At 65.3% G+C, this 13,484-nt stretch carries 11 protein-coding genes; 4 read left to right on the top strand and 7 right to left on the bottom strand.

Translation table 11 applies throughout. The features are described 5' to 3' along the window. Positions 1-45: 45 nt before the first annotated feature. Genes FJ958_RS04685 through FJ958_RS04670 form a run of 4 tightly spaced genes read left to right on the top strand, consistent with a single transcriptional unit; the run spans position 46 to position 4,375 of the window. A complete protein-coding gene (locus FJ958_RS04685; RefSeq protein ID WP_140740031.1) occupies positions 46-1,512 on the top strand; it encodes a mitofilin family membrane protein in 1,467 nt (488 codons plus the stop codon). A gap of 10 nt (positions 1,513-1,522) precedes the next feature. Beyond that, a complete protein-coding gene (locus FJ958_RS04680; RefSeq protein WP_140740028.1) occupies positions 1,523-3,124 on the top strand; it encodes a heme biosynthesis protein HemY in 1,602 nt (533 codons plus the stop codon). A gap of 36 nt (positions 3,125-3,160) precedes the next feature. Further along, on the top strand, positions 3,161-3,640 hold the full coding sequence (locus FJ958_RS04675; protein ID WP_140740025.1) for a TerB family tellurite resistance protein: 480 nt from the start codon (positions 3,161-3,163) through the stop codon (positions 3,638-3,640). 18 nt (positions 3,641-3,658) lie between these two features. Further along, positions 3,659-4,375: a glutamine amidotransferase gene (locus FJ958_RS04670; RefSeq protein ID WP_140740022.1), complete on the top strand. Its 717-nt coding sequence runs from the start codon at positions 3,659-3,661 to the stop codon at positions 4,373-4,375. 16 nt (positions 4,376-4,391) lie between these two features. Here FJ958_RS04670 and FJ958_RS04665 read toward each other — a convergent pair whose 3' ends face one another. From FJ958_RS04665 to FJ958_RS04635, 7 genes are all read right to left on the bottom strand, one after another. Next, positions 4,392-5,630, bottom strand: coding sequence for an MFS transporter (locus FJ958_RS04665; protein ID WP_140740019.1), 1,239 nt, complete (start codon positions 5,628-5,630; stop codon positions 4,392-4,394). 262 nt (positions 5,631-5,892) lie between these two features. Beyond that, positions 5,893-6,993, bottom strand: coding sequence for an aminotransferase class I/II-fold pyridoxal phosphate-dependent enzyme (locus FJ958_RS04660; RefSeq protein ID WP_140740016.1), 1,101 nt, complete (start codon positions 6,991-6,993; stop codon positions 5,893-5,895). Between the two features lie 142 nt (positions 6,994-7,135). Further along, entirely contained in the window at positions 7,136-7,600 is a 465-nt protein-coding gene (locus FJ958_RS04655; RefSeq protein WP_140740013.1) for a MucR family transcriptional regulator, read from the bottom strand. Positions 7,601-7,811: 211 nt separating this feature from the next. Beyond that, a complete protein-coding gene (locus tag FJ958_RS04650; RefSeq protein WP_140740010.1) occupies positions 7,812-8,516 on the bottom strand; it encodes an ROK family protein in 705 nt (234 codons plus the stop codon). A gap of 13 nt (positions 8,517-8,529) precedes the next feature. Further along, positions 8,530-9,906, bottom strand: coding sequence for a glucose-6-phosphate dehydrogenase (gene zwf, locus FJ958_RS04645; protein WP_140740007.1), 1,377 nt, complete (start codon positions 9,904-9,906; stop codon positions 8,530-8,532). A gap of 22 nt (positions 9,907-9,928) precedes the next feature. Continuing rightward, the gene (gene gnd / locus FJ958_RS04640) at positions 9,929-10,942 is read right to left on the bottom strand and encodes a phosphogluconate dehydrogenase (NAD(+)-dependent, decarboxylating) (RefSeq protein ID WP_140740005.1); all 1,014 of its coding nucleotides are present in this window, start codon (positions 10,940-10,942) and stop codon (positions 9,929-9,931) included. Between the two features lie 51 nt (positions 10,943-10,993). Next, positions 10,994-13,399 (bottom strand): glucan 1,4-alpha-glucosidase, encoded by a 2,406-nt coding sequence (locus FJ958_RS04635; RefSeq protein WP_140740002.1) that lies wholly within the window; start codon positions 13,397-13,399, stop codon positions 10,994-10,996. Between the last annotated feature and the right edge of the window lie 85 nt (positions 13,400-13,484).

The following is a 13,484-nucleotide window of genomic DNA, read 5'->3' as shown; positions in this document are numbered from 1 at the left end:
GCGCCGCCAGGCGTTGAGACGAAGCGAATTTTGCGGAGCCCAGGCATGGTCAAGACGCCGAAGATGCGACACTCGAAAAGCCGCCGCGAGCCGGTGACCATCGATCTCGAGCCCGGCGCCGTGTCCCGCATCGTCGACGAGGATGCCGCCAACGACGCGGCCCAGACCGACGAGGCGAAGGCCGAGGAAGCCGCTAACGCTTCGCAGCCGGAGGCTCCGGAAGAGCCGGTGCATGCCGACCAGACCGATCTCGAACCCTGGGAGCATGCCGACGCCGCGGGGCAGGCTGGAGCGGATGCGCCGGCAAATGCGGGGACCAAAGCCGCGGAACCGGAGATGCCTTATCCCGGTTCGGAGGCGCCGCCCGCCGAGCCTTTCGACTACGGCTTTGAGGACGCAAGCACGAAGGCCGGCGAGACCAAGGCGGCTGCCGGAAAACCCGAGGCAAGGAGCGAACCGATGGCGGGACAGCCGAAGCGTGGCGGCGTCAACGGCATCGCCGCCGGCATTATCGGGGGTGTCATCGCACTGGTCGGCGCCGGCGGCCTGCAGTTCGCCGGTCTGCTCGGAGCGCCGGGTTCCGGCGCCGGTGTTTCACTCGACGGGGTCAATGGCCAGATCGCCTCGCTGAAGTCTGAAATCGCCGGCATGAAGGAAGCGGGCGGCGGCGACGCCTCGGCCAAGGTTGACGGCCTGTCGGCCGCACTTGATCAGGTCAAGAGCGATGTCGCGACGTTGAAATCGACGCTCGCACAGGGCGGCGCGGGTGACAGCGCCGGGCTTGCCGCACTCGGCGACAAGGTCAAGCAGATCGAAACGACGGTCACCGCCCTTGGCAAGGCCGGCAATGCGGCACCGGTCGATCTCGGCCCGCTCAACGAAAAGCTGGCGGGTCTTGAGGCACTGGTGAAGTCGACCGACGAGGCGACGAAGGCGCAGGAAGGCCGGCTGACCGCGCTGGAGCAATCGGTGTCGCAGCTTTCCGGCAAGGTCGACGCGCAGGCCGGACAGCCGAAGATCGCGCTCGCCATCGCCGCCTCGGCGCTGAAGGCGGCGCTCGACCGTGGCGCGCCGTTCTCGGCCGAACTCGATACGCTGGCCGCGATTTCGCCCAACGCGCCGGAGCTCGCGACCTTGCGGCCCTATGCCGAAAAGGGGGTTCCGACCCGCACCGAGATCGCCTCGCGGATGGACGCCGCGGCCAATGCCATGGTCGCCGCCGCGACGCCTGTCGACCAGAACGCCGGCTTCCTGCAGAACCTGATGTCGAGCGCCGAATCGCTGGTCAAGGTCCGGCCGATCGGTGCCGTCGAAGGGCCTGGCGTGCCGGAAACCGTGGCCCGCATGGAAGTGGCGGTCAATCAAGGCGACTATGCCAAGGCGCTCCGCGAATACGACACGCTGCCGGAAGCCGCGAAGGCCGCCGGCGCCGACTTCGCCGGCAAACTGAAGGCGCGCATCGAGGTCGAAGCCCAGGTCGACGCGCTGATCTCCGGCGCGATGAAGGCATGAGGGCAACACGATGATCCGCCTGCTCGCCTTCCTCATCGTCGTTTTCGCGCTCGGGCTGGGCTTTGCCTGGCTGGCCGACCGGCCGGGCGACATGGTCGTCACCTTCAACGGCTACCAGTACCAGGTCAGCCTGATGGTGGCGGCGGTGGCCGTCGTCGCTGTCGTCGCCGCGGTGATGATCCTGTGGTGGCTGATCAGGTCGTTGTGGAACAGCCCTTACACCATCTCGCGCTATTTCCGCGTGCGCCGCCGCGACCGTGGCTATCAGGCGCTGTCGACCGGCATGATCGCCGCCGGCGCCGGCGACGGCGCGCTCGCCCGCAAGAAGACCAAGGAAGCGGCCAAGCTGATCCGCTCCGACCAAGAGCCGCTGATCCATCTGCTCGAGGCGCAGGCATCGCTGCTCGAGGGCGACCATGAAGGCGCGCGGCAGAAATTCGAGAGCATGCTCGACGATCCCGAAATGCGTCTGCTCGGGCTGCGTGGCCTCTATCTCGAAGCTGAACGGCTGGGCGACCGCAACGCCGCCCGGCACTATGCCGGCCGTGCCGCGGCGATGGCGCCGCAACTGGCCTGGGCCGCCGAATCGACACTGGAGGAGCTGACCGCGCGCGGCGACTGGGACGGCGCCCTGAAACTGGTGGAGGCGCAGAAGGCGACGCGGCAGATCGAACGCGACGCCGCCAGCCGCCGCCGCGCCGTGCTGTTGACCGCCAAGGCGCAATCGCTTGCCGACAGCGACCCCGCCGCCGCCAGGACAGCGGCAATCGAGGCCAACAGACTGCGGCCGGATTTCACGCCCGCCGCCGTCGCCGCCGCCGCGGCGCTGTTCAAGCAGAACGACGTGCGCAAGGGATCCAAGATCCTGGAAACGGCCTGGCGGGCCGAGCCGCATCCCGAGATCGCTGAGCTCTACACCCATGCGCGGCCGGGTGACGCCGTGCTCGACCGGCTCAACCGGGCCAGGAAACTGCAGGAGATGAAGAAGAACCACGCCGAATCGTCGATGACTGTGGCGCGCGCGGCACTCGATGCGCAGGATTTCGCCACCGCCCGCCGCGAGGCCGAGGCCGCGATCCGGATGGATCACCGCGAGGGCGCATATCTGCTCCTCGCCGATATCGAGGAAGCCGAGACCGGTGACCAGGGCAAGGTCAGGCAGCTGCTCTCCAAGGCAGTGCGGGCGCCGCGCGACCCGGCCTGGGTGGCGGACGGCGTGGTTTCGGAACGCTGGGCGCCGGTATCGCCCATCACCGGCCGGCTCGACGCCTTCGAGTGGCGCGCCCCGATGGAGCGCCTCGGCCAGCTGATCGACAGCCACGACGACGCGGCGGATGGTGCGGTCGCGGCAATCGAGGCGCCAGCCAAACCGGTGCCGGAAAAGCCAATCGACGTCATCGATCATGGCGTCCAGGCCAACGAGGCGACAAGCAAGGAAACCGAAAGCCGCGACGACCATGTCACCCCTGTCACCGCGGCGGCGTTCGCGGCGGTGCCGGCCGGTGCCGAGGCCGTCGAGCCGGCGGAAGAGCTGACGCGGTTGCCGGACGATCCGGGCGTCGATCCGGACGACGAGGCGGGAAAGTCACCGCGCCGTTTCCGGCTGTTTTGATCTGGGCCAATCATCTGGTCATTTGGGAATGGATTGATGTTCGAGCGCGTGCTGTCGTTTCTCAAGGAATTGCCGACCGGCGCCGGGATCCGGCCGAGCGCGGATGATCCGCGCGTTGCCGCCTCGGCGCTGCTCTATCATGTCATGAATGCCGACGGCGTGCGCCAGGACGTCGAGTGGGAGCGCTTCAAGGCGGTGCTGGCGCAGACCTATTCGATCAGCGGCGCCGAACTTGAAGCGCTCGCCGCCGCCGGCGAACGCGCCGACAATGAGGCGATCGATCTCTATGCCTTCACCAGTGTGCTCAAGCGGCATCTCGACGCCGAGGGGCGCAAGGCGTTCATCGGCCTGATGTGGGAGATCGTCTATGCCGATGGCGAACTGCACGAGCTCGAGGACAATACGGTCTGGCGCGTCGCCGAGCTGATCGGCGTCGAGCGCCACGACCGGATCGAGACGCGCCGCAAGGCGGCGGCGCAGGCGCCGGGCGCCCGTGGGACGTCGAGCGACGAATAGACGGGAATTCGCCTGCCGATGCCGCGCACAACGAGGTCGAAGCCAAAAATCCTGATCGTGCTGCATCAGGAGAATTCGAGCCCCGGACGCGTCGGCCATATGCTGCTCGAAGAGGGCTTTGACCTCGACATCCGTCGTCCGCCGCTGGGCGATGTTCTGCCGGAAACGTTGGACCACCATGCCGGCACCGTGGTGTTCGGCGGGCCGATGAGCGCCAATGACGAGGACGAGTTCGTCCGCCGCGAAACCAGTTGGCTCGAAGTCCCGCTCAGGGAAAACCGGCCGCTGCTCGGCATCTGCCTTGGCGCGCAGATGCTGGTCAATCATCTCGGCGGCAAGGTCGAGGGTCACGGCGAAGGGCTGGTCGAGATCGGCTGGTATCCGCTCACGGCCACCGAGGCTGGCAAGAGGCTGATGCACTGGCCCGAAATGGTCTACCAGTTCCATCGTGAAGGCTTTTCGCTGCCCAGGGACGCGACCTTGCTGGCGACGGCGGAAACCTATCCCAACCAGGCCTTCCGCTATGGCGACAATGCCTGGGGCATCCAGTTCCACGGCGAACTCACGAGGGTGATGATGCAGCGCTGGGTGGTGCGCGGCGCGCACCGCTTCGAGCTGCCAGGCGCGCAGCCCGGCCGCGACCATCTCGGCGGCCGCCTGATCTGGGACATCCATTTGAAGCGCTGGCTGGACGAGTTTTTGCGGATGGTGTTCGGCAAGCCCGAGGTGCCGTAACTTACGAGGTCGCGCTTCAGTTTCGTCCGTTGAGGTGACGAACCTTGCGCAGTTGAGGGAACAGGTACGCCCACAGGCCGGCAACCGCGACGGCGCCGACGCCGCCGATCACGACTGCCGGAACGGTGCCGATCAGCGCCGCCATCGTGCCGGCACGGAATTCCCCGAGCTCGTTGGAAGCGCCGACGAAAACCTGGTTGACGGCGTTGACGCGCCCGCGCACCGCATCCGGCGTCCACAGCTGGATCAGCGTTTCCCTGATGTAGACGCTGAACATGTCGGTGGCGCCGAGGAAGGCAAGCGCCACGATCGACAGCCATGTGAGGGTCGACAGGCCAAACAGCACGGTGAAGGCACCAAACGCCGCCACGAAGCCGAGCATGATGAGGCCGGCATGGTTGCGGATCGGGTGTCCGGCCAGCCACACCGCGACGCAAATGGCCCCAATGCCCGGCGCGGAACGCAGCAAGCCGAGCCCCCAGGGGCCAAGTTCCAGAATGTCGCGGGCATAGACCGGCAGCAGTGCCGAGGCGCCGGACAGAAGCACGGCAAAAAGGTCGAGCGAGATGGCGCCGAGCACGATCTTCTCGCCCCATATATAGCGAAAGCCGGCAAACAATGTCTGCACGGTCGGCTTGTCGGTCGACGTCTGCTGGGCGGGCTTCGGGATGGTGAAGATGAGCAACGCCGCGGCGAGCATCAGGATCGCCGCCGTGGCGTAAGCCACTTCGGCCGATACGCCGTAGAGCAGGCCGCCGGCAACCGGACCGATGATGGTCGCCGTCTGCCAGGCGGACGAATTCCAGGCGATCGCGTTGGCGAAATCCTCCTGCGGCACGAGATTGGCGAACAGCGACGACGATGCCGGTCCATAGAAGGCGCGGGCAATTCCGAACACGACGAGCACGGCGAAGATCGGCATCGGGCTGGTAAGGACGTCCAGCGTCAGGAACAGCAGAGCCAATGCGCAACCAGCTTCGATCAGCGTCGACAGCGTCATGATCAGCCGACGGCCGAAGCGGTCGGCGACGACGCCAGTGACCAGCACCAAAAGCAGTGACGGCAGGAACTGGACAATGCCGACGATGCCGAGGTCGAATGGATCGCGCGTCAGGTCATAAATCTGCCAGCCAACGGCGACGGATACGATCATGGTCGCGAAGGTGGTGAGGAAGCGTGCCGTCCAGTAGCTGAGGAACGGACGGTGGCGGAACGCGGCGTAGCGCTGGTCCGGCGAAGTTTGTGCGGCAGTCATGAATGGAGCCCCGTTGCGATGGCACTGGAGCGACGTGCGTCCAATCGAACGCACAAAGTACACCCCAGCACTGTTGGTTTTCGCATCGTGCCTTTCCGAAAATCGGAACCGATTTTCGCGCCGATGCGATGCCGGCGGGGCACTTCCACGACGGGCGCTGGTCCGACCAATGGAACTTCTAGCAAAGTTCGCGGCGCGATGTGCTTCAAAATTTCTGTGCTATCAAGAAATTTCAACCGATCAGCCCGACTGCACGTGAAGGTTACTGCCGTAGCGCCGCCGAAATGGCATCGAGCCCGCCTCGCAACTCGGCCTCCGTCGGCCAGCCGAAGCCGACACGGAAGAAGCGCTTCGGCGTTTCGAACCAGTGACCGGGCCCGACATAGGTGCCTTGGTTTTCCAGCAGCTTCACATAGAAGCGGTCGACGTCGAAGCCGGCATCGACATCGAGGCGCGGGAAGCCGACGACGCCGCCCTCTGGCCGCACCCAGTCGACCAGTGGCTCGCGGTCGATCCAGGCCTGGACGATGTCGCGCCGCTTCGCCATTTCGGGCAGCAGCGTCGCCAGGAAGGTATCGCGCCGCTCCAACATGCCACGCGCAATGGCTTCGTCGATGACGCTGCCGCAGATGCCTATCTGCTCCTTGGCGGCGAGGAATGTCTCCTGAAGTGCCGCATCCCTGGTGACCAGCCAGCCGATGCGGATGCCGGGAATGCCGAAGGCCTTGGAAAGCGAGGAGACGCTAATGGCGCGCGGGCTGAGCGAGGCCGCCGAAGGCAAGCGCCTGCCATAGGACAGGTCGCGATAGGTCTCGTCGACCAGCAGATGACAATTGCGGCTCTCCGCGAGCCCAATCAGCGCGTCGAGGTCGGGGCGCGACATCATCGTCCCGGTCGGGTTGTGCGGGCAGGTGACGCTGATCAGCCGGGTGTTCGGCCGTATCGCCGCCCGGATGGCCTCGACATCGATGGCAAAGCCGTCCTCGAAGGCCAGGTCGACAAAGCTGATGGCGCAGCCGATCGCCCGTGGGGTTTCAATGTTGGTGGCATAGTTGGGCCTGATGACGACGAGGTGGTCGCTGGCCGACAAAAGCGAAGTCGAGATTATGAAAAGCGCACCGGCGGCCCCGGCGGTGACCAGCACGTCATCGGGCGAGATGCCGGCATCCTGCGCCGCGATCAGGCCACGCAATTGCTTGTCGCCGCGATGCTCGCCGTAGAAAAGCGTCAGGTCGGGCAGCGACAGGCCGATGTCGGAGAGCTTCTGGTCGGCGATCGAGCTTTCGGAGAGATTGTAGCGGATACGGTCATAGCCGTACTCCTCCGGCGCCTCTTTCTCGATCACCATCCTGGTGTAGTTCATGGCTGTCCCCCAGATCATCTTGTCTGATGTATCCAAGCCACAAAAATCGGAAGCCTGCCAAGGCGGTTTCGCCGGCAGGCTTCTGTTCCAACCGTCTTAATATTGGCTCAGGACCAAATGATATTGGCTCAGGACCAAATGCTCAGGCCGAAACCTTGGCCTTCCGGCCCTTCGCCTTGGCGGGTGCCGGCGCGACGGCCTTGCGACCGAGGCCGATCGACTTCGCCAATTGCGAGCGCGAGGCCGCGTAGTTGGGAGCGACCATCGGATAGTCCGCCGGCAGGCCCCATTTGGCGCGGTAGGCATCCGGCGTCAGCCCAAAATGCACGCCCAGATGACGCTTCAACGATTTGAACTTCTTGCCGTCTTCAAGGCAGATGATGAAATCCGGCGTCACCGACTTCCTGGGATTGACCGCGGGGACCAGCGGCGCGGCGACGGGAGCGACCGGCTTGCTCAGTCCACCGATGGAGGCGGCGACGCTGGCGATCAGGTCGGCCAGGCCGGAGGCGGGCAGGCGATTCTTCTCGACGTAAGCGGACACAATATGGGCGGTGAGCTCGAGAAGGTCGATGTCCTTGCGAGCGTCGTTGCTATCGTCGTTCAATCTTTCCTCCGTCTATGGCGCACGGCCTCGAAAATCGGGATCGGTTTCGAAAGGACGAGGCACAAAATCAAAAATGCCGAATCGTCTTTGGTGTATCCGTGGGAGCACGCCGGCAGTGGGGCGGAATTCCTAGTCGGCAAATCTGCCCAACGCAATGATTTAGCGCGGCATCACACGTTATTTTGAACAACTATACTAAACTGTAATAATATCAGATGATCAAGGCCTTGTCTCGCCATAGACGAAAGCCGCCTTCGAAGGCCCGTGTGTTGTCGCCGCGCCTGCTGTTGGCGGGCAGTTGGTCGAGCATGTCGACATTGCCGCCACCGATGACGATATAGTCGGGCTGCATGGCTGCGCGGAGCCGGTCGACGATGTCGAAGACGTAGCCGCGCCACTTCTTCTTGCCGCGCTTTTGCAGGCCGCGCTCGCCGACATAGTCCTCGAAACTGCCACCCTTCTTGTAGGGAAGATGAGCGAGTTCCATCGGCTGGGCGACGTTGTCGAGGATCATCGCCGCACCGAGGCCCGTCCCGAGCCCGAGAAACAGCATCCGGCCGCCCTCATAGCTGCCGATGGCCTGCATCAGCGCGTCGTTGACCACCTTGACCGGCTTGCCGAACTGGGCGGCGAAGTCGAAGCCGGCCCAGCCCTTGCCGAGATTCATGGGATCACGCGTCGGCTTGTCGTGACGCACCGGACCGGGATAGCCCATCGATACCACGTCGTAGGACAAGCCCTCGGCCAGTTTTCTCACCGTTTCGATCATCTGCTGTGGCGTCAGGCCTGGGCCGGAATCGGCTCGGCGCTCCGCACCACCGGCGCTGGTCAGGATCTTGACGTGCGAGCCCCCGATGTCGATCGCCAGCACGACCTTGTCCGTGCCCGATGCTGCTTGCTTCACCGCCTTGGCCATCGTGTCCCCTCACTCACGCCACCGGGTCGATCCAGCCATTGGGCGGCCCGAAGCCGGCCATGGCGTCCGCCGGCCCCCAGGTCTTCGGCTCGTAAAGATGCGGCGGCGTGGTGTCACCCAGCACCGGACCGACGATGCGCCAGGCAAGCTCGGCCGCGTCCTGGCGGGTGAAGAGCTGGCCGTTGCCGTTCATGGCGTCGCCGATCAGCCGTTCGTAGGGAGGCATGTCGCCCTTGCTGTCGTCGAGCGCCGTCAACTCGACCTGCTCGCCGATCATGTCGTCGCCGGAAGCCTTGCGCTGGGCGCCGATGGCGATCATCACCTGCGGGTCGATGCGGAAGCGCACGTAATTCTGGTCGGCGGGCTTGATCGGATCGAAAACGTCGAGCGGCGGCCGCTTCAACCGCACCACCACCTCGGTGACATGCACCGGCATGTTCTTGCCGGCGCGGATGAAGAACGGCACGTCCTGCCAGCGCCAGGTGTCGACGAAGAATCGCACCGCAGCGAAGGTCTCGACCGGCGAGTTCGGCTTGACGCCGGGCTCGGCAATATAACCCTTGAACTGGCCGCGCACGACATCGTCCCTGGTCAAGGTCCGGATCGCCCGCAGCACCTGCACTTTCTCGTCGATGAGGTCGTCGGCGGAGCGGCCGACCGGCGGCTCCATGGCCAGCAGCAGCAGGATGTTGAGCAGATGGTTCTCTATGACGTCGCGGATGGCACCGACATCGTCATAGAAGCGGCCCCGGCCCTCGACGCCGAAATCCTCGGCCATGGTGATCTGCACGCTCTCGACGAAATTTCGGTTCCAGATCGGCTCGAGCAGGGAATTGGCGAAGCGGAAATAGAGCAGGTTCTGGATCGCTTCCTTGCCGAGATAGTGGTCGATGCGGAAGATCGACTGTTCGTCGAACACAAGGTGGAGCACCCGGTTCAGCCAGCGCGCCGACTGCAAATCGTGGCCGAACGGCTTTTCCACCATCAGGCGGGCACCATGCGCGGTGCCGGATTGTTCAAGCCCTTGCACGACAATCTCGAACATCGTCGGCGGAACGGCCATGTAGTGCAGCGGCCGCTGGGCGCTGCCGAGCGCGCTCTTCAGTTTCTCGAACGTGGCCGGATCGCGATAATCGCCGCTGACATAGCGCAGCAGCGAAGCGAACTTGGCGAACACCTTCTCGTCGATCTTGCCCAGCGTGTTGACGATGCCGTCGCGGGCGCGGTCCTGCAACTGCTTCAAGTCCCAAGCGTCGAAGGCAACGCCGATCACCGGCTCGGTGAGCGTGCCCTTGGCGACCATCTGGTAAAGGGCTGGAAATATCTTCTTGTGGGCGAGGTCGCCGGTCGCCCCGAAAAGCACCAGCGTATCGGATCGTTCCTGACTCATGCGTGCGTCTCCCGCTTTGGCGTCACTTGCCGGCCTTCGGCTTCTCGACGTGGCCGCCGAATGCGTAGCGCATGGCTGACAACAGCTTGTCGGCGAATTCGGATTCGCCCTGCGAGGAGAAGCGGTCGAACAGGGCCGAGGACAGAACGGGCGCCGGCACCCCGGTGTCGATCGCCGCTTTCAGCGTCCAGCGGCCTTCGCCGGAATCCGAGACCCGGCCGCCGAACTGCACCAGCGCCGGGTCGCTCTTCAGTGCGCCGGCGGTGAGGTCGAGCAGCCAGGAGCCAATGACGCTGCCATGCCGCCAGACCTCGGCCACCTGGGGAAGGTCGATGTCGAACTGGTAGTATTGCGGGCTTTCCAGCGGGCTGGTCTCGGCGTCCGCGGTGCGTTGCCTTTTGCCGGCGTTGGCCGATTTCAGGATGTTCATGCCTTCGGCATAGGCGGCCATGACGCCATATTCGATGCCGTTGTGCACCATCTTGACGAAGTGGCCGGCCCCGCTCGGCCCGCAATGCAGATAGCCGAAGGGCGCGGTGCCGGCATCCTTGGGCGGATTGGAACCGGCATCGGCGCCCGGCGCCAGCGTGGCAAAGACCGAATCCAGGTGCTGCACCGCCACGTCGGGACCGCCGATCATCAGGCAGTAGCCGCGATCCAGGCCCCAGACGCCGCCGCTGGTGCCGACATCGACGAGATGGATACCCTTGGGGGCGAGTTTCGCGGCCTGGTCGACGGCGTCGTGATAGTAGGAATTGCCGCCGTCGATGACGATGTCGCCGGGCTCCATCAGGGCCGCGACCTGATCGATGATCCTGCCGGTGATCGCTGCCGGCAGCATCAGCCACACACAGCGCGGCTTGGCGAGCTTGCCGACGAATTCCGCCAGGGAGGCCGCTCCCAAGGCGCCGTCGGCCACCAGGGCGGCGACGCTGGCCGCGTTGATGTCGTAGACGACGCATTCATGGCCGTCGCGCATCAGGCGCCGGACCATGTTGGCACCCATCCGGCCCAGTCCCATCATTCCGATCTGCATGGTTTTCGTCCCTGTTTCTTGGAGGATTTGCTGGATTTATCGAGGAAGGGTCTATTGGCTGCCCTGAGCGCCTGACATGACGGAGAAGTCGACATTCTCCCAATCGCCGGTCCCGGGCCAGAAAAAAGTGAAGATCAGCGTGCTGCCGTTGGGGAGGCTTGCCGTGGGCAGATCGACAAGATGGATGCCGAAAGCATTTTCCGCTGTCTGGCTGTCACGGGCGGTTGCCCAATTGTCGGTGCTCCAGCGGACGGTCGCGGCTGCCAGCAACTCGACGCGCAGCGTCTTGCCGGCGGGCAGCGTGCGGATCTTGTTGTTGAAGCGCCAGGTCCGGACCGGCGATACGGTCTTGTCTTCGATGTAGCGCTTTACACCTTGCGGCGGCATGTCGAAGACCGCCCCGTCGCGCAGCGAGCGCAGAAGCTTGATGTGCTCGGAATGCGCCCAGACCAGGGGCATGGCGCTGCCCGAGGGGCCACCACGTACCAGTTCGCGTTCAACCAGGTCGGTGCCATCCCAGACCTGCTCCGGCAACAAGCCGCCTGGCCCGGCCGATCGTTCCATTGCCGCCAGCAAGTCGACCGCTTTGTCCTTACGCCCTGCCGCCAACTCATAATGGGCGCGTTCGCCGGCCAAAAGCGGCCACGGGCGGCCCTGGCCAGTGCCGTCGAAGGGCGCGCCATCTTCGTGCTCGCCATAGCCGTCGCCGGTGTAGCGGTACCAGAGCGGCCCTTGCGGCAGCTCGCAGCGCAATCGCGCGTCGATGACCTTGACCGTATCGACGATGCGGGGATCGTCGGCGGCCCTCAGGCCAAAGCGCACCAACGCCAGCGCGTCCGGGCTGACGATTTCCTGGGCGGGCCTGTCGGTGTCGCCCGGCGGCCGGTTCTTGATCGGCACATAGCCGTCCTTCGGCGAACCGGCATCGGCGCTGTCGGGCGGTGCGATGCGGACGTAGTAGCCTTCGACGCCGACCGCCTTGCAGATGGCCGTGGCGGTGACGTAGGTCCAGCGCTCGACCTGGTCGTTCCAGCCATCGGCGGTCTCGCGCAGATAGGCGGCGGCCGCCTTCTCGCCGCAGGCGTCGAGCAGGTCGGCGCCGGCAAGCAGGGCGGCGATCTCGACGGCCAGCGTGAACGGGCTGTAGCCGGCGTCCTCTTCCCAACGATCCTCGCCGGTGACCGGTCCGTTGCGCACGACGTAAGAGGCGGCGCTTTCGATCATCGGCAGGAAGGTTTTCAGCCTGGCGTCCGGCAGATGGCCGGCGCGATGCAAGGCGTCGGCGAGCAGCAGTGGGAAGGCACACTCGTCCATCTGGATGCCGGGCCAGTAGGCCGACCCGTCGAGCCAGGCATTTTGCGGCCAGTGGCCGTCGGGCTGTTGGATGGAGCGGAGATAGCCGAGGATCTGCAACGCGGAGGCGGCATCGCCGGCGGCAAGGAAGCCGCCCGCCGTTTCGACCAGATCGCGCGGCCAGACCAGATGGTAGCCGCCAAGATCGTCATCGCCCTTGCTGAAGCCCCAGGGGATGGACAGGCTGGCGACCGCCGCACCCGGTATGGCGATCGAGCGGTGCGTTGCCAGGACAGCGGTGGAGACCCGATAGCTGTTGACCTCGCCATGCCGGTCCATTGGCAACAACCCCGATTGCCATTTACGCCACCTCTCGACGTAGGATTTCGCCGCGGGCTCAAAGCCTCGCTTCAGGCTGGCGAAGGCATTTTCGGCGGCCTCTTCGGATGTTGCGCCAAATCCCAGTGCCAGCACGGCCTTTGTCCTGGCAGCGGTGAAACCGATCTCGCCGGTCAGCGCGACATTGCCGTCCTCGGCGCGCTGGCAGGCCGGATCGAGTGCGCCGGTGTTGTGAAGCTGCTGCCAGCCGTCGGAGAAGCCGACATAACCGGCCGAACAGTCTCGCCACGACAGTGACGAGGCCAGCGCCAGGCAGGCGCCACGTCCCGTGGCGAACAGCACGGGCCTTCCCTCATGGTTGCCGACCCAGGCGGTGTTGCCCATGCCGGCATTGACCAGATGCGGCGCCAGAAGCGCATAGACCCGGTAGTCGGCGACAGCGCCCTTGAGCGGGGTGAAGGTGATCTCCTGCAGCAAGGTCGGGCGGGTCGGATCGGCAAGGATGCGCTTCTCGATCCGGCAGGCGCCGTCGTCAGCCGTGTTGACCAGCCTGTAGGCGGGCACGCCGGCCTCGAACGGTTCGATGGCGTGCGTGGCGTCGCGCTTTTCTTCACAGAAATAGCCGCCGGGGCGAGTGACGATCAGGCCAAGGTCGCGCGTGCAGGCGCTGTCGAGGCGCGGATAGTAGATCTCGTTCAGGATGCCGTGGCTGATGGTGAACCAGACCTGGCTGTGCCGGGAAAGCGCCGACCCGACACCGCTCTTGGCGCTGGACGTCCAGCGCGCCGGGATACCCGGTGCGCCCGGGGGGACGGTCGGCGTCATGCTTTCACCCTCATGCACGCAGGACTAGCCATCCGCCGAAGCCTTTTCAACCGCCGCACCGCAAGTTGATCGCCAGTCAGCTACC

The organism is Mesorhizobium sp. B2-3-5 (assembly GCF_006442395.1).
GTDB lineage: Bacteria > Pseudomonadota > Alphaproteobacteria > Rhizobiales > Rhizobiaceae > Mesorhizobium.
Note: the sequence above shows the minus strand (reverse complement) of the source record. Positions and strands in the feature narration are given on the sequence as shown.

Excerpts from the sequence above, each read along its gene's own strand:
- FJ958_RS04685 (WP_140740031.1), top strand. The coding sequence starts at position 46 with ATGGTCAAGACGCCGAAGATGCGACACTCGAAAAGCCGCCGCGAGCCG.
- FJ958_RS04680 (WP_140740028.1), top strand. The coding sequence starts at position 1,523 with ATGATCCGCCTGCTCGCCTTCCTCATCGTCGTTTTCGCGCTCGGGCTG.
- FJ958_RS04675 (WP_140740025.1), top strand. The coding sequence starts at position 3,161 with ATGTTCGAGCGCGTGCTGTCGTTTCTCAAGGAATTGCCGACCGGCGCC.
- FJ958_RS04670 (WP_140740022.1), top strand. The coding sequence starts at position 3,659 with ATGCCGCGCACAACGAGGTCGAAGCCAAAAATCCTGATCGTGCTGCAT.
- FJ958_RS04665 (WP_140740019.1), bottom strand. The coding sequence starts at position 5,630 with ATGACTGCCGCACAAACTTCGCCGGACCAGCGCTACGCCGCGTTCCGC.
- FJ958_RS04660 (WP_140740016.1), bottom strand. The coding sequence starts at position 6,993 with ATGAACTACACCAGGATGGTGATCGAGAAAGAGGCGCCGGAGGAGTAC.
- FJ958_RS04650 (WP_140740010.1), bottom strand. The coding sequence starts at position 8,516 with ATGGCCAAGGCGGTGAAGCAAGCAGCATCGGGCACGGACAAGGTCGTG.
- zwf (WP_140740007.1), bottom strand. The coding sequence starts at position 9,906 with ATGAGTCAGGAACGATCCGATACGCTGGTGCTTTTCGGGGCGACCGGC.
- gnd (WP_140740005.1), bottom strand. The coding sequence starts at position 10,942 with ATGCAGATCGGAATGATGGGACTGGGCCGGATGGGTGCCAACATGGTC.
- FJ958_RS04635 (WP_140740002.1), bottom strand. The coding sequence starts at position 13,399 with ATGACGCCGACCGTCCCCCCGGGCGCACCGGGTATCCCGGCGCGCTGG.